Here is a 15,984-nt window from a genome sequence, read left to right as displayed (position 1 = left end):
CCCATCAGAAACCGGATATATGGCTGCACCTACCCGTTTTATTACATAACTGAAGAAAGCATTGCATTCCGGGAGCGTCCATATATGTTACCTCGCGCCCGACCCGGTAGCCGCAAGGGATAAGCCGAGGGTACCGCGCAGCGGCGATTTTGTTCGCCAGAGCCCGGGGGTGCAGGGGGCGGCGGCGATTGGCCGCCCCCTGCGCGCTCCTTGCGCCAGTGGCAATATGTGGCTTAGCTCATGAAAGGAGCGCAACAAGATGATGAATCAACATATAACAACATTTTAAAAAAAGCCTGACATTGCGCCAGGCCTTCTGCGTTAATTAATTACGTTTTTCCAGTAGAGTCCGGTAAATCAGACCACCGATAATACCGCCGACAATTGGCACCACCCAGAAGAACCACAGTTGTTCTAACGCCCAGCCGCCCCGGAAGATAGCAACCGCGGTGCTGCGCGCCGGGTTAACAGAAGTGTTAGTCACCGGAATACTGATTAAGTGAATCAGGGTTAAGGCCAGACCAATAGCGATCGGCGCAAAACCAGCAGGAGCGAATTTGTCGGTTGCGCCGTGGATCACCAGCAGGAAACCTGCACTCAATACCAGTTCAACTACCAGCGCGGAAAGCATGGAATAACCGCCTGGCGAATGCTCGCCATAACCGTTAGAAGCAAAACCGCTGGCTGCCGCGTCAAAACCCGTTTTACCACTGGCAATTAAATACAGCAGCGCCGCCGCAACAATACCGCCGACAACCTGGGCAATTACGTAGCCAACGACTTCTTTTGCCGGGAAACGTCCGCCAGCCCATAAACCAATAGTGACCGCCGGGTTAAAATGACCACCAGAAATATGACCAACAGCAAAGGCCATCGTCAGAACGGTCAGACCGAATGCCAGCGCCACGCCGGCAAAACCAATGCCTAATTCCGGGAAGCCTGCGGCCAGTACGGCACTACCACAGCCACCAAAAACAAGCCAGAAAGTACCAAAACATTCAGCTGCTAATTTTCTGAACATATCCACCTCAATTAAAAATTGACCCTGTGAAAAATATGGTCTTTTTATAGGGTCGTCGTAAAAAAGTGACGACGGAAATAATGCGCGGCTATTTTAAAAACGAAGGCGAGTCATTCACCAGATAAATAAATCCAGTAAATTTGATTTAGGGCAACAGCGGGTTGCCCCATATAGTCATTTGTCTGATTGACAGTGTAGTGCAAGCAAAAGATTTAATCCTTTAGGCGTAATAAAAAATAATTTATCATGCTAATTATTTGATTTTGTTGTTTTTGCAGGCTTATCAGCAAGAGGGAGTATAACGCGATTATTCGCTCATTTTTCAGACATTTGCCATGCTTAAATGTGATGTCATCACGTATTAGCATGGCCTTTCCCGTTATACTGCCAGCGTAAAGGATAAGTCACATATTTCTGGAGGGGATATGATTCTTGAGCGCGTTGAAATTGTGGGTTTTCGCGGTATCAACCGTTTGTCGTTGATGCTGGAACAAAACAACGTCCTGATTGGGGAGAACGCGTGGGGTAAATCCAGCTTGCTGGACGCCTTAACCCTGCTGCTATCGCCAGAATCAGATCTCTACCATTTTGAGCGCGACGATTTCTGGTTCCCGCCGGGAGATATCAACGGACGGGAACATCATCTGCATATTATTTTGACCTTCCGCGAATCGCTGCCAGGCCGACATCGGGTACGCCGCTATCGGCCACTGGAAGCGTGCTGGACGCCATGCACCGATGGCTATCACCGTATTTTTTATCGTCTGGAAGGGGAGAGTGCGGAAGACGGCAGCGTGATGACACTCCGCAGTTTTCTCGATAAAGACGGACATCCGATTGATGTCGAGGATATTAACGATCAGGCACGCCATCTGGTGCGTTTAATGCCGGTGCTGCGCTTGCGTGATGCCCGTTTTATGCGCCGTATTCGTAACGGCACGGTGCCAAATGTCCCTAATGTGGAAGTCACCGCGCGCCAGCTCGATTTCCTCGCCCGTGAGTTGTCCTCACATCCGCAAAATCTCTCTGATGGACAGATTCGTCAGGGACTTTCCGCAATGGTACAGCTGCTTGAGCATTATTTCTCTGAGCAGGGGGTCGGACAGGCGCGATATCGTTTAATGCGGCGGCGAGCCAGCAATGAGCAACGAAGCTGGCGCTATCTGGATATCATCAACCGGATGATTGACCGACCTGGTGGGCGCTCGTATCGGGTTATTTTGCTCGGCCTGTTTGCTACTTTGTTGCAGGCAAAAGGCACATTGCGACTGGATAAAGACGCCCGTCCATTGTTGCTGATCGAAGATCCAGAAACCCGTTTACACCCCATTATGCTTTCAGTTGCCTGGCATCTGTTGAATCTTCTGCCATTGCAGCGCATCGCTACTACCAACTCGGGAGAGTTGCTTTCGTTAACGCCGGTAGAGCATGTTTGCCGACTGGTACGTGAGTCCTCGCGCGTTGCCGCCTGGCGTCTGGGGCCGAGTGGTTTGAGTACCGAAGATAGCCGACGCATCTCTTTCCACATTCGTTTTAATCGTCCATCATCGCTGTTTGCACGCTGCTGGCTGCTGGTGGAAGGGGAAACAGAAACCTGGGTTATCAACGAACTGGCGCGCCAGTGTGGACACCATTTCGATGCCGAAGGGATTAAGGTCATTGAATTTGCCCAGTCCGGGCTAAAACCACTGGTGAAATTTGCCCGGCGAATGGGGATTGAATGGCATGTACTGGTCGATGGCGATGAAGCAGGGAAGAAATATGCCGCTACGGTACGCAGCCTGTTGAATAACGATCGGGAAGCCGAACGAGAACATTTAACGGCGTTACCGGCGCTGGATATGGAACATTTTATGTATCGCCAGGGATTTTCCGATGTGTTCCACCGCGTGGCGCAAATCCCGGAAAATGTACCGATAAATCTGCGCAAAATTATCTCGAAAGCGATCCATCGCTCTTCCAAACCCGATCTTGCCATTGAAGTGGCAATGGAGGCCGGACGTCGTGGTGTGGATTCCGTACCGACGCTGCTGAAAAAAATGTTCTCACGCGTGCTGTGGCTGGCGCGCGGTCGGGCCGACTAACTACAAAACATCGTGTCCATTTGTGGCTGAATAGCGTCGAGCATCTCATAGCGCCGACGGTATTCAGCCCGTTTTTTACTGGCGATTTCGGCAATCTCTTTTCGTGCTATCTGTGCCGGAAGGCGGTAATGGCGTTCAGCATCACATACGCCGCCAACCGACTCCCAGAACGCGTTGTAATCGGCATGGATCTTGCCTTCTTTATCACGATAACGCAGGCTGCGGTAAATATGCGTTTCATTGCTGACGGCAATAATCTGCTCTACCTGCAAACGTTGGGCAAACAGACAGGCCGCTTCCATCACAAGGCGTTTGGGAAATAGCCCGTGGCAGGCTTTCGTCGCATTCTGGATTTCCTGATGTGGAATTTCCCATTTTGCGCCTTGCAGTCCGCCAATAAACATTGTTCTTTTCCCCTGATATTCACACAGGGTAAACGTGATCTCTGCCAGAGGAATACCTTCGCTGTTGCGGAACAGGATTGTGCTGTCACCTTCTTTATCCATTGAGATCATCATGGTCAGCTCAAGTGTGAACTGCTCGCCGTTTTTGCCTTCCAGCTTCGCCAGTTGCAGCCCGGGGGTATTCAAATATAAGCTGAATTCTTCCGCCGACATACACCCGCGGAGTAACGCATAATGGTAACGTAACGCCTCCAGCAATTGCTTACGGCTAAGATTCGCCGCAAGGTAAGGGCGATGCAGACGCACAGGCAGTCGCGGCTGGCGCGTTAACAACACATTGAGATTGGGCCAGTGGGAAAGTTCGTTCATCCACTCAACGCTTAAACGCGGCATAATCAACGAGCGCAGCAAAAATTTCTGGCGAAAACTACGGCGATGCCAGAATTTACCCGGCCGACACTGTCCACGTGCCAGACTAAGAAAAAGTGACAGGCTGCTGAGAGATTCAGATGGCGTAAAGGTCCGTTCAGTTAGCTGCGACATATTCATGAAATCAATGGTTATACATGACGTCGATTTCACCATTGCGTATCTTAACCAAACATCAATAGTGTGATTACTAACGTAAATTTTAGGGTTTTGTTGATATTTCGTTGAAGTTAATGACCCGGATTGGCATATGGAGTATTCAGAATATTTATGAAAAAGCGGAAAACCGTGAAGAAGCGTTACGTTATTGCGCTGGTGATAGTCATTGCCGGGCTGATTACGTTATGGAGAATTCTTAACGCACCCGTGCCGACTTATCAGACGCTGATTGTGCGCCCCGGTGATTTACAGCAAAGCGTGCTGGCGACCGGAAAGCTGGACGCGCTGCGTAAGGTTGATGTGGGCGCGCAGGTCAGCGGTCAGTTGAAAACGCTGTCGGTGGCGATTGGCGATAAAGTAAAAAAAGACCAGCTTTTAGGGGTTATTGATCCTGAACAGGCTGAAAACCAGATCAAGGAGGTGGAAGCAACTCTGATGGAGCTACGCGCGCAGCGGCAGCAGGCGGAAGCGGAGCTGAAACTGGCGCGGGTGACGTATTCCCGTCAGCAACGTCTTGCACAAACGCAAGCGGTTTCACAGCAGGATCTCGATACCGCCGCGACGGAGATGGCTGTGAAACAGGCGCAAATTGGCACCATTGACGCGCAAATCAAGCGCAATCAGGCCTCACTCGATACGGCTAAAACCAATCTCGATTACACCCGCATCGTTGCCCCGATGGCCGGGGAAGTCACACAAATCACCACTCTGCAAGGCCAGACGGTGATTGCCGCACAACAAGCACCGAACATTCTGACGCTGGCAGATATGAGCACCATGCTGGTAAAAGCGCAGGTTTCTGAAGCGGATGTAATCCACCTGAAGCCGGGGCAAAAAGCCTGGTTTACGGTGCTTGGCGATCCACTGACGCGCTACGAGGGGCAAATCAAGGATGTGCTACCGACGCCGGAAAAGGTTAACGACGCTATTTTCTATTACGCCCGTTTTGAAGTACCCAACCCCAATGGTTTGCTGCGGCTGGATATGACCGCGCAAGTGCATATTCAGCTCACCGATGTGAAAAATGTGCTGACGATCCCTCTGTCGGCGTTAGGCGATCCGGTTGGCGATAATCGTTATAAAGTCAAATTGTTGCGTAATGGTGAAACACGCGAGCGTGAAGTGACGATTGGCGCACGTAACGATACCGATGTTGAGATTGTCAAAGGGCTGGAAGCGGGCGATGAAGTGGTGATTGGTGAGGCCAAACCAGGAGCTGCACAATGACGCCTTTGCTCGAATTAAAGGATATTCGTCGCAGCTATCCTGCCGGTGATGAGCAGGTTGAGGTGCTGAAGGGCATCAGCCTCGATATTTATGCCGGTGAGATGGTAGCGATTGTTGGCGCTTCGGGTTCCGGCAAATCGACCCTGATGAATATTCTCGGCTGCCTGGATAAGGCCACCAGCGGCACCTATCGCGTAGCCGGTCAGGATGTTGCCACGCTGGACGCCGATGCGCTGGCGCAACTGCGTCGCGAACACTTCGGCTTTATTTTCCAGCGTTACCATTTGCTTTCGCATTTAACCGCCGAGCAGAACGTTGAAGTACCCGCCGTCTATGCCGGTCTTGAGCGGAAACAGCGGCTGCTTCGCGCCCAGGAGTTGCTGCAACGACTGGGGCTGGAAGACCGTACAGAGTATTATCCGGCACAGCTTTCGGGTGGTCAGCAACAGCGTGTCAGCATCGCGCGGGCATTGATGAACGGCGGTCAGGTAATTCTTGCCGATGAACCAACCGGCGCACTGGACAGCCATTCTGGCGAAGAGGTGATGGCGATCCTGCATCAGCTGCGCGATCGCGGGCATACGGTGATTATCGTTACCCACGATCCGCAGGTCGCTGCTCAGGCCGAGCGGGTGATCGAAATTCGTGACGGTGAAATTGTGCGCAATCCTCCCGCCATTGAAAAAGTGAATGTTGCTGGCGGGACGGAACCTGTTGTCAACACGGCCTCTGGCTGGCGGCAATTTGTCAGCGGTTTTAACGAAGCGCTGACGATGGCATGGCGGGCGCTGGCAGCGAATAAAATGCGTACTTTACTGACCATGCTGGGGATTATTATCGGTATTGCGTCGGTGGTTTCCATTGTCGTGGTGGGCGACGCCGCCAAACAAATGGTGCTGGCGGATATTCGTTCTATTGGTACGAATACTATTGATGTCTATCCCGGGAAAGATTTTGGCGATGACGATCCGCAATATCAGCAGGCGCTGAAGTACGACGACTTAATCGCCATTCAAAAACAACCGTGGGTCGCCTCAGCCACACCTGCCGTCTCGCAAAACCTGCGCCTGCGTTATAACAATGTCGATGTGGCTGCCAGTGCCAATGGCGTGAGCGGCGATTATTTTAATGTCTATGGCATGACCTTCAGTGAAGGGAACACCTTTAATCAGGAGCAGCTGAACGGTCGTGCGCAGGTGGTGGTTCTCGACAGTAATACTCGCCGCCAGCTTTTCCCCCATAAAGCAGATGTGGTTGGCGAGGTGATTCTGGTCGGCAATATGCCCGCCAGAGTCATTGGTGTGGCGGAAGAAAAACAGTCGATGTTTGGTAGCAGTAAAGTGCTGCGTGTCTGGCTACCTTACAGCACGATGTCCGGGCGAGTTATGGGCCAGTCGTGGCTGAACTCCATTACTGTCAGGGTGAAAGAAGGATTTGACAGCGCCGAGGCGGAACAGCAACTCACGCGTTTACTTTCACTGCGCCACGGTAAGAAGGATTTCTTTACCTGGAACATGGATGGCGTCTTGAAAACCGTTGAAAAGACCACACGTACTTTACAACTGTTTCTGACGCTGGTGGCGGTGATTTCGCTGGTGGTGGGCGGTATTGGTGTAATGAATATTATGCTGGTGTCAGTGACCGAGCGGACGCGGGAAATTGGCATTCGCATGGCTGTAGGTGCGCGAGCAAGCGATGTTTTGCAACAGTTTCTGATCGAAGCCGTACTGGTTTGCCTGGTCGGTGGCGCGTTGGGAATAACACTGTCACTGTTAATTGCTTTCACCTTGCAGCTTTTCTTACCCGGCTGGGAGATTGGTTTTTCACCGTTGGCACTGCTGCTGGCGTTTCTCTGCTCGACGGTCACCGGGATTTTATTTGGCTGGTTACCCGCACGAAATGCGGCACGACTGGATCCAGTAGATGCTCTGGCACGAGAGTAATTTTTGCGATAAAAATGCCAGCCGATCGGGCTGGCATTTTGCCTTTAGGATGTACACAATGAGACAGAAGAGCTATGCGACTGCCGCTTCTACTTCGACGGGCACAATAACACTGGCGTGATTGCCTTTTGGCCCCTGGTGGACATCAAACTGAACGGATTGTCCAGCTTTTAGCGTTCTGTAACCATCCATCTGAATGGTGGAATAATGAGCGAAAATATCTTCGCCGCCGCCTTCAGGGCAGATGAAACCAAACCCTTTGGCATTGTTGAACCACTTAACAGTACCCTTTTCCATGCTTCGACATCCTTCGCAAATCTTATACAAGTAAGATGGAATAAACCGGGGTCAGAGAGGGGGCTGTTCAAAACCTCGCCAACTCTAGAAATACAATTTAGAGAATTAGGGCGAGCCGTCAAGCATTTGACAGGGGCCAGGGGGCAGGTATGAATCAAAAATTTGAAGCAGTTAACGCTATTGACAGGAATGTGACAGATGTCGCTGATGCCAACGATAGATGATAGTTATCTATCATGTGGAGTAGATTGGTCAGGCAAATAAGCTCTTGTCAGCGGCAGGGCGTTCTGCCGATAACCGTAACCGAAGATGATAACTGACAATGGGTAAAACGAACGACTGGCTGGACTTTGATCAACTGGCGGAAGAAAAAGTTCGCGACGCGCTAAAACCGCCATCTATGTATAAAGTGATATTAGTCAATGATGATTATACTCCGATGGAGTTTGTTATTGACGTGTTACAAAAATTCTTTTCTTATGATGTAGAACGTGCAACGCAATTGATGCTCGCTGTTCACTACCAGGGGAAGGCCATTTGCGGAGTCTTTACCGCTGAGGTTGCAGAAACCAAAGTGGCGATGGTGAACAAGTACGCGAGGGAGAATGAGCATCCATTGCTGTGTACGCTAGAAAAAGCCTGAATGCAGGCATAAAAATTGGGGGAGGTGCCTATGCTCAATCAAGAACTGGAACTCAGTTTAAATATGGCTTTCGCCAGAGCGCGCGAGCACCGTCATGAGTTTATGACCGTCGAGCACTTGTTACTGGCGCTGCTCAGTAACCCATCTGCCCGGGAGGCGCTGGAAGCGTGTTCTGTGGATTTGGTTGCGCTCCGTCAGGAACTGGAAGCCTTTATTGAACAAACCACACCCGTTCTGCCTGCCAGTGAAGAGGAGCGCGACACACAGCCGACGCTGAGTTTTCAGCGTGTACTGCAACGTGCGGTCTTCCATGTCCAGTCCTCCGGTCGCAATGAGGTTACCGGTGCAAACGTTTTGGTCGCTATCTTTAGCGAACAGGAGTCGCAGGCGGCATATCTGTTGCGTAAACATGAAGTCAGCCGTCTCGATGTGGTGAACTTTATCTCTCATGGCACGCGTAAAGACGAGCCGACACAGTCTTCTGATCCTGGCAGCCAGCCAAACAGCGAAGAACAAGCTGGTGGGGAGGAACGTATGGAGAATTTCACGACGAACCTGAATCAGCTTGCGCGAGTGGGCGGAATCGACCCACTGATTGGTCGTGAGAAGGAGCTGGAGCGTGCTATTCAGGTTCTCTGCCGTCGCCGTAAAAACAACCCGCTGCTGGTGGGGGAGTCTGGTGTCGGTAAAACCGCGATTGCGGAAGGTCTTGCCTGGCGAATTGTTCAGGGCGATGTGCCGGAAGTGATGGCTGACTGTACGATTTACTCTCTCGATATCGGTTCTCTGTTAGCGGGCACAAAATATCGCGGCGACTTTGAAAAACGTTTTAAAGCGTTGCTCAAGCAGCTGGAGCAGGACACTAACAGCATCCTGTTTATTGATGAGATCCACACCATTATCGGTGCGGGTGCAGCGTCTGGTGGCCAGGTCGATGCGGCTAACCTGATCAAACCGCTGCTCTCCAGCGGTAAAATTCGCGTAATTGGTTCGACAACCTATCAGGAGTTCAGCAACATTTTCGAGAAAGACCGTGCTCTGGCGCGTCGCTTCCAGAAAATTGATATTACTGAACCGTCGATCGAAGAAACTGTTCAAATCATCAATGGCCTGAAACCGAAGTATGAAGCGCACCACGACGTGCGTTATACCGCAAAAGCGGTGCGTGCGGCGGTAGAGTTGGCGGTGAAATACATTAACGATCGTCATCTGCCGGATAAAGCGATTGATGTTATCGACGAAGCGGGCGCTCGCGCGCGTCTGATGCCGGTCAGCAAACGCAAGAAAACCGTTAATGTGGCGGATATTGAGTCCGTGGTGGCCCGTATTGCACGCATTCCAGAGAAGAGTGTTTCTCAGAGTGACCGCGATACCCTGAAAAACCTCGGCGATCGCCTGAAAATGCTGGTCTTCGGTCAGGATAAAGCCATTGAGGCGCTGACTGAAGCCATTAAGATGGCGCGTGCAGGTTTAGGTCACGAACATAAACCGGTCGGTTCGTTCCTGTTTGCCGGCCCTACCGGGGTCGGGAAAACAGAGGTGACGGTACAGCTTTCGAAAGCTTTGGGCATTGAGCTTCTGCGCTTTGATATGTCCGAGTATATGGAACGCCATACCGTCAGCCGTCTGATTGGTGCACCTCCGGGATACGTTGGTTTTGATCAGGGCGGTTTGCTGACTGATGCGGTCATCAAGCATCCACATGCGGTGCTGCTGCTGGACGAAATCGAGAAAGCGCACCCGGACGTGTTCAATATTCTGTTGCAGGTGATGGACAACGGTACGCTGACCGATAACAACGGACGTAAAGCGGACTTCCGTAACGTGGTATTGGTGATGACCACCAACGCTGGGGTACGAGAAACTGAGCGTAAATCGATTGGTCTTATCCACCAGGACAACAGTACCGATGCGATGGAAGAGATCAAGAAGATCTTTACGCCGGAGTTTCGTAACCGTCTCGACAACATTATCTGGTTCGATCATCTCTCCTCCGACGTGATCCATCAGGTAGTGGATAAATTCATCGTCGAGTTGCAGGTTCAGCTGGATCAGAAAGGTGTTTCTCTGGAAGTGAGCCAGGAAGCGCGTAACTGGCTGGCCGAGAAAGGTTACGACCGGGCAATGGGCGCACGTCCGATGGCGCGTGTCATCCAGGACAACCTGAAAAAACCGCTCGCCAACGAACTGTTGTTTGGTTCGCTGGTGGACGGCGGTCAGGTGACGGTTGCGCTGGATAAAGAGAAAAATGAGCTGACTTATGGATTCCAGAGTGCACAAAAGCACAAGGCGGAAGCAGCGCATTAATCTAATTGTTAGGTAGGTTGGTGAAGTCCGTAATCTCGAAAGAGGTTACGGACTTTTTGTTTATGGGGTGGAGGAGGTTCAGACCCTTTTTTTGATGATGATGGTAAGTTATTGATAATTAGTGCTGCGGGTAGGTAAGGATAAAAAAGGGGGGCAGCAGGAAAATGAGATGGTTTTGCTTTATTAACAACGGGCTAGACGTGTAGTATTTGAGTTCACTGCCGTACAGGCAGATAAAATGCGAAAAAAAGCCCGTACTTTCGTACGAGCTCTTCTTTGAATATGGCGGTGAGGGGGGGATTCGAACCCCCGATACGTTGCCGTATACACACTTTCCAGGCGTGCTCCTTCAGCCACTCGGACACCTCACCAAATTGTTTTGCTGCCTGACCTCATGGGGGGCAACGGGGCGCTACTATAGGGAGTTGGAGTAAAACGGTCAAGAAGAATTTTAATGATAATTATTGTTTGCTCATACTGTAAACAAGTTGTGCAGTATATCTACATCGAGACAAGTTATGGACTTATACTTCCAAAGTACTTCCTACATATCACAAAATAAAAAGGCCGGTTAAACCGACCTTTTACTCGTTCTTTCTCTTCGCCCATCAGGCGGTAAAACAATCAGCGACTACGGAAGACAATGCGGCCTTTGCTCAGGTCGTACGGGGTCAGTTCAACAGTCACTTTGTCGCCCGTCAGGATGCGGATGTAGTTTTTGCGCATTTTACCGGAGATGTGTGCAGTAACCACGTGACCGTTTTCTAACTCTACGCGGAACATGGTATTAGGCAACGTTTCAAGAACGGTACCTTGCATTTCAATATTGTCTTCTTTGGCCATCTAATCCTCTGGGGTATCACTACCGTAATTTGAACCGGCAAGATAATGCCGAAGTTCTGTAAATAAGTAAAGATTTGCGCGCTAAATCGCAACAAACAGGTTCGGCACATTACTCCGAAAACACACGGCTAAGCCGCACCAAAAGCGCAACGTATAAGGGAGCGGTGAGATAAACGATAGGCGTTACCTGACGCGAAAATTCCTTATCGGCAGCGGGGTAATGAGCGTAACCAACTCTGCGACCGCAATTATAACACTCTGGGGAGAAATGTGCCGAAAACATTCATTCTTGTGGTGAAAACAAGCACCGTGGTACCCAGAAATTATTCGGCAATCGTCCGAGGCGCATTTGATTGAGATAATTTAGATAATCCCGGCGGGGAATTTCGCAGGCACCAAGCGAAGCTGTGTGATCGTTAAGGACCTGGCAGTCGATAAGCTTACCGCCATGACCAATAAATTCCTCACAGAATACCAGAAGCGCCGTTTTAGACGCATTTTCCATCCGGCTGAACATGGACTCGCCACAAAATAGCGTTCCCTGGGCCACGCCGTACATACCGCCGACAAGCTCATCTTCACGCCAGACTTCAATAGAGTGGGCATGACCGAGTTCGTGAAGGCGATGGTAGGCTTCGACCACGCCACGCGTGATCCAGGTTCCTTCTTCGCGATCGCTGGCACAGCCTTCAATGACCTGACCAAAAGCGTAATTCATCGTGACTCGATAGGGCGAGCGTTTATGAAATCGCTTCATACTACGGCTGATATGCAGTGATTCTGGCCATAGCACCGCGCGGGGATCGGGCGACCACCAGAGGATGGGGTCGCCTGGAGAAAACCACGGAAAAATACCACGCTGGTAAGCCATTAACAGGCGCGCAGGGCTAAGATCGCCCCCCAGTGCCAGCAGGCCGTTAGGCTCACGTAATGCGCCTTCCGGGGAAGGGAAGGCTATTGAATGGCGAGAAAGCTGAACCAGGCGCATGACCGCAAAACTCCACGCAAGTCGGATCGTTCAATAATAGCTTACAAACCCTGCTTAAACTGGTAATAACGCCCCTGTCGGGCAAGCAGTTCTGCGTGAGTACCTTGCTCAATAATTTGCCCGTTGTCCATCACTATTATTTGCTGGAAACGAGAGAGCCCGCGAAGTCGATGGGTGACCATTAACACCGTTTTCTCACGCATCATTTCTGCAAGTAATTCAAGGATCTGACTTTCAGTTGTGGCATCTAAGCCTTCGGTAGGTTCATCCAGCAATACCAGTGGCGCATCATGTAACAGCGCACGGGCGATAGCCAGACGGCGCAGTTCACCACCGGAGAGCTGGCGTCCGCCTTCACCCAACCAACTGTTGAGACCTGCATCCTCGAGCAGCTTCTCCAGACCAACGCGACGCAAGATCTCCGCCAGAGCCTCATCACTACTATCAGGCGAGGCGAGTAACAGATTATCACGCAGCGTGGCGCTAAACAGATGCACTCGCTGTGGCACAACGCTGATGGTCTGTCGTAGAGTCGCTTCATTCAGGCTGGCTATGGGGCTATCGTTAAGCAAAATCTCGCCCTGTTGCGGGTCCCATGCGCGGGTCAGCAGTTGTAACAATGTTGATTTGCCGCATCCGGTTCGCCCGAGAATCGCTATATGTTCTCCGGCGTTTACCTGAAGAGAAATCCCTTTAAGTGCCTGTTGGGATTGCTCTGGATAAGTGAACTGAACATCCCGTAATGTCAGCGAAACACGATCGGCAACACGAGTTTGGGTATCAGGGAAGGTGACTTCCGGTTTTTGATCCGTTAAGTCAGTGATCCGTACGGCAGAGGCAATGACTTGCCCCAGATGCTGAAATGCACCCGTTACTGGTGCCAGTGCTTCAAACGCGGCTAACGCGCAGAAGACAAACAGGGCAATTAACGCGCCGGGTTGAGCATTGCCGCCAACGCCGCCAGACGCCATCCACAGCATCAGGATCACCGCTAACGCGCCAATGAGCAGCATTATCGCTTGTGACAATGCGGTGAGTTCAGATTGACGACGTTGCGCTTCCAGCCACTGAATTTCGGTATTCTCTAACTGCGTGCGATAACGATCGCTGGCACCAAAAATGGTCAGCTCAGCTTGCCCTTGCAGCCAGGCCGTCAGTTGTTGGCGATACTGCCCGCGAAGATGAGTCAGATTTTGCCCGGTGCTTTTTCCCGCACGATAAAACAGTGGTGGCATAAGGAAAAGCGTCAGTAACATAATGCCGCCCAGCGTAAAGGCGAGGGTGAAATCAAGGAAACTTAACCCGATTGTCACCACCATAATCACCACAAAAGCGCCCACCAGCGGCGAGATAACGCGCAGGTAAAGATGATCGAGCGTATCAACATCCGCCACCACGCGGTTGAGCAATTCGCCCTGACGATAGCGCGCCAGTCCGGCAGGGGAGAGGGGCAGCAATTTGCTGAAGGTATAAATGCGCAGATGCTGCAACACGCGGAAAGTCGCGTCGTGACTTACCAGACGTTCAAAATAGCGCCCGGCAGTACGGGTGATTGCTGCGCCACGCACGCCCGCAGCGGGTAGCATATAGTTGAAGCTGTACAGTCCGGCAACCCCCGCTACCGCTGAGGCGGAGAGGAACCAGCCGGAAAGTGTCAACAGACCGATACTGGCGAGCAGCGTGACAATTGCCAGCACAATACCAAGACTTAACATCCATTTATGACGTTTATACAGTGCCAGATAGGGTAGCAAAGCGCGCATTTAAATCTCCTCCTGACGATGGGCCAGCAATGTGGCGAAAGGGCCACCAGCCACACTTAATTCCGCGTAACGTCCTTGCTCAATAATCTGACCATCCTGCATTACCCAAATGACATCCCAGTCAGCAAGATCTTCTAACTGGTGGGTGACCATTAACGTTGTCTGGCGCAGAGAGGCGGCATTAAGCGCCTCCATTACGCGCTGTTCACTGTGAGCATCAAGGCTGGCAGCGGGTTCATCCAACAGTAATAGCGAACAGGGATTTAGTAATGCTCGGGCCACCGCCACGCGCTGTGCCTGCCCCACGGAAAGGCGGGCAGCCTGGTCGCCAACAGGCGTATCAACGCCTTGTGGCAGGAGCGGTAGAAACTCACTGACCCAGGCGTTATCCAGCGCTGTTTGTAACTCGTGTTCGCTGGCATCAGGTCGTGCCAGTAGTACGTTATCCCGTAGTGTTGCTGCCGGTAATTGTGGGTTTTGCCCAACCCAGGAGAGATGCTTACGCCATGATTCCGGTGATAAATCGCGTAATTCTATCCCGTTGATTCGTAGCGATCCCTGATATGAGAGAAAACCAGAAAGCGCGTTCAGCAGTGAGCTTTTACCTGAACCGCTGCGACCAACCAACACTGCACGTTGGCCTGCTGGCAAAGTAAAGTTCAGCGGTCCAGCCAGCGTTTTACCTTCTGGTGATGTAATAAACAGCTCCTCGGCTTCAATGGTCACCGGATCGGTCGATGCTAATTCCGCCTCACCACGCTGCGGATGGGCAAGCGGGGTTTCCATAAACGTTTTCAGACTGTCAGCTGCACCAACAGCCTGGGCTTTAGCATGATAAAACGTACCGAGATCGCGTAATGGCTGGAAAAACTCCGGCGCAAGGATCAGGGCCAGAAAACCCGCAGCCAGCGTCACGCCAGTATCGTAGTGACCAAAATCCAGCTCGCCGAGATAGGAAAAACCAAAGTAGACCGCCACCAGAGCAATTGACAGCGAGGTAAAAAATTCGAGAATGCCGGAGGATAAAAACGCCAGCCGTAGCACTTCCATTGTCCGTTGGCGGAAATCTTCCGAAGCAGAACGAATACTTTCAATTTCAGCTTCACCACGACCAAAAATACGCAATGTTTCCATGCCGCGCAGGCGATCGAGAAAATGCCCACTTAAGCGAGCAAGAGCGAGAAAGTTACGTCGGTTAGCATCGGCAGCCCCCATTCCAACCAGCGCCATAAACAACGGAATTAACGGAGCAGTGCCCAGCAGAATGAGCGCCGCAGCCCAGTTAGAGGGGAAGATAGCCACCACAATCAGCAACGGCACCGACACTGCCAGCGCCATTTGCGGCAGGTAGCGTGCATAGTAATCATGCATATCGTCAATTTGCTCGAGTACCAGCGTCGCCCAGCTCCCCGCCGGTTTACCCTGAATCCATGCTGGCCCTGCTTGTTGCAGACGGTCGAGAACCTGACGGCGGATGGCAAAGCGGATATGTTGCCCGGCGTGATAACCCACTCGTTCGCGTAACCAGACTACCCATGCGCGCAGTACAAAGGTCAGAACCAGTAACGTAAAGGGAAGCAGCAGGGCTTCACGGGGAATACTCTCCATAATCATATGTTGCAGAATTCGCGCCATGAACCAGGCCTGGGCAATGATCAATATGCCGCTCACAAAGCCCAGCAGACGAGAAATATTCAGCCAACGTTGGGAGATGACGCTTTGCTGTTTTAACCAGCGGGTTAACTCTTTTTGACGGGATTTATTCATTGCACGCTTAGCAGGTGAGTTATCAGAATTATTTGCAGAGCAATGTTACAACGAGGAAAAAATAAAGGCGACCCATAGTCGCATGGTGTCGCCTTCTTTACTTTTGTTA

13 protein-coding genes, 1 tRNA gene and 1 pseudogene are annotated in these 15,984 nt (G+C 51.4%); 6 read left to right on the top strand and 9 right to left on the bottom strand.

Annotated elements, in window-relative coordinates; all coding sequences use genetic code 11:
- Window positions 1–325: 325 nt before the first annotated feature.
- Window positions 326–1,021 (bottom strand): aquaporin Z, encoded by a 696-nt coding sequence (gene aqpZ, locus ACJHYW_RS07525; RefSeq protein ID WP_001361933.1) that lies wholly within the window; start codon window positions 1,019–1,021, stop codon window positions 326–328.
- Between the two features lie 425 nt (window positions 1,022–1,446).
- On the opposite strand from aqpZ, the gene ACJHYW_RS07520 reads away from it, so the two are divergent.
- On the top strand, window positions 1,447–3,105 hold the full coding sequence (locus ACJHYW_RS07520; protein ID WP_061092627.1) for an ATP-dependent endonuclease: 1,659 nt from the start codon (window positions 1,447–1,449) through the stop codon (window positions 3,103–3,105).
- On the opposite strand, the gene ACJHYW_RS07515 is transcribed toward ACJHYW_RS07520, so the two are convergent.
- Window positions 3,102–4,058, bottom strand: coding sequence for a VirK/YbjX family protein (locus tag ACJHYW_RS07515; RefSeq protein WP_130090942.1), 957 nt, complete (start codon window positions 4,056–4,058; stop codon window positions 3,102–3,104). The genes ACJHYW_RS07520 and ACJHYW_RS07515 overlap by 4 nt on opposite strands.
- A gap of 150 nt (window positions 4,059–4,208) precedes the next feature.
- Here ACJHYW_RS07515 and macA point away from each other — a divergent pair, with 150 nt between their 5' ends.
- Window positions 4,209–5,324 (top strand): macrolide transporter subunit MacA, encoded by a 1,116-nt coding sequence (gene macA, locus ACJHYW_RS07510; RefSeq protein WP_000746460.1) that lies wholly within the window; start codon window positions 4,209–4,211, stop codon window positions 5,322–5,324.
- Window positions 5,321–7,267, top strand: coding sequence for a macrolide ABC transporter ATP-binding protein/permease MacB (macB, locus tag ACJHYW_RS07505; RefSeq protein ID WP_000188136.1), 1,947 nt, complete (start codon window positions 5,321–5,323; stop codon window positions 7,265–7,267). Before macA ends, macB begins: the two co-directional genes overlap by 4 nt.
- A gap of 72 nt (window positions 7,268–7,339) precedes the next feature.
- On the opposite strand, the gene cspD is transcribed toward macB, so the two are convergent.
- The gene (gene cspD, locus ACJHYW_RS07500; protein WP_000410785.1) at window positions 7,340–7,564 is read right to left on the bottom strand and encodes a cold shock-like protein CspD; all 225 of its coding nucleotides are present in this window, start codon (window positions 7,562–7,564) and stop codon (window positions 7,340–7,342) included.
- A gap of 149 nt (window positions 7,565–7,713) precedes the next feature.
- On the opposite strand from cspD, the gene yljB reads away from it, so the two are divergent.
- The 3 genes from yljB (at window position 7,714) to clpA (ending at window position 10,514) form a co-directional block, all read left to right on the top strand.
- The gene (gene yljB, locus ACJHYW_RS07495; RefSeq protein ID WP_001406719.1) at window positions 7,714–7,788 is read left to right on the top strand and encodes a protein YljB; all 75 of its coding nucleotides are present in this window, start codon (window positions 7,714–7,716) and stop codon (window positions 7,786–7,788) included.
- A 98-nt stretch (window positions 7,789–7,886) separates the two neighbouring features.
- Window positions 7,887–8,207 carry an ATP-dependent Clp protease adapter ClpS gene (gene clpS / locus ACJHYW_RS07490; RefSeq protein ID WP_000520781.1) on the top strand — a complete coding sequence of 107 codons (321 nt, stop codon included), beginning with the start codon at window positions 7,887–7,889 and terminating at the stop codon, window positions 8,205–8,207.
- Window positions 8,208–8,237: 30 nt separating this feature from the next.
- A complete protein-coding gene (clpA, locus tag ACJHYW_RS07485; protein ID WP_000934036.1) occupies window positions 8,238–10,514 on the top strand; it encodes an ATP-dependent Clp protease ATP-binding subunit ClpA in 2,277 nt (758 codons plus the stop codon).
- A gap of 283 nt (window positions 10,515–10,797) precedes the next feature.
- On the opposite strand, the gene ACJHYW_RS07480 is transcribed toward clpA, so the two are convergent.
- From ACJHYW_RS07480 to cydD, 6 genes and pseudogenes are all read right to left on the bottom strand, one after another.
- Window positions 10,798–10,885: transfer RNA gene (locus ACJHYW_RS07480), tRNA-Ser, on the bottom strand.
- Window positions 10,886–11,138: 253 nt separating this feature from the next.
- On the bottom strand, window positions 11,139–11,357 hold the full coding sequence (gene infA / locus ACJHYW_RS07475; protein WP_001040187.1) for a translation initiation factor IF-1: 219 nt from the start codon (window positions 11,355–11,357) through the stop codon (window positions 11,139–11,141).
- Window positions 11,285–11,437, bottom strand: a pseudogene (locus ACJHYW_RS07470) (hypothetical protein); the annotation flags it as partial. The pseudogene ACJHYW_RS07470 and the gene infA, both read right to left, overlap by 73 nt.
- 203 nt (window positions 11,438–11,640) lie before the next feature.
- Window positions 11,641–12,345 (bottom strand): leucyl/phenylalanyl-tRNA--protein transferase, encoded by a 705-nt coding sequence (aat, locus tag ACJHYW_RS07465; protein ID WP_001241678.1) that lies wholly within the window; start codon window positions 12,343–12,345, stop codon window positions 11,641–11,643.
- 41 nt (window positions 12,346–12,386) lie between these two features.
- On the bottom strand, window positions 12,387–14,108 hold the full coding sequence (gene cydC, locus ACJHYW_RS07460; RefSeq protein ID WP_061092629.1) for a heme ABC transporter ATP-binding protein/permease CydC: 1,722 nt from the start codon (window positions 14,106–14,108) through the stop codon (window positions 12,387–12,389).
- The gene (cydD, locus tag ACJHYW_RS07455) at window positions 14,109–15,875 is read right to left on the bottom strand and encodes a heme ABC transporter permease/ATP-binding protein CydD (RefSeq protein ID WP_061092630.1); all 1,767 of its coding nucleotides are present in this window, start codon (window positions 15,873–15,875) and stop codon (window positions 14,109–14,111) included.
- Between the last annotated feature and the right edge of the window lie 109 nt (window positions 15,876–15,984).

The sequence above is a fragment of the Escherichia sp. WS3063 genome (assembly GCF_046486595.1).
Classification (GTDB): Bacteria; Pseudomonadota; Gammaproteobacteria; order Enterobacterales; family Enterobacteriaceae; genus Escherichia; species Escherichia coli.
The sequence above is the reverse complement of the archived record's forward strand: the minus strand, read 5'-3'. Positions and strand labels throughout refer to the sequence as shown.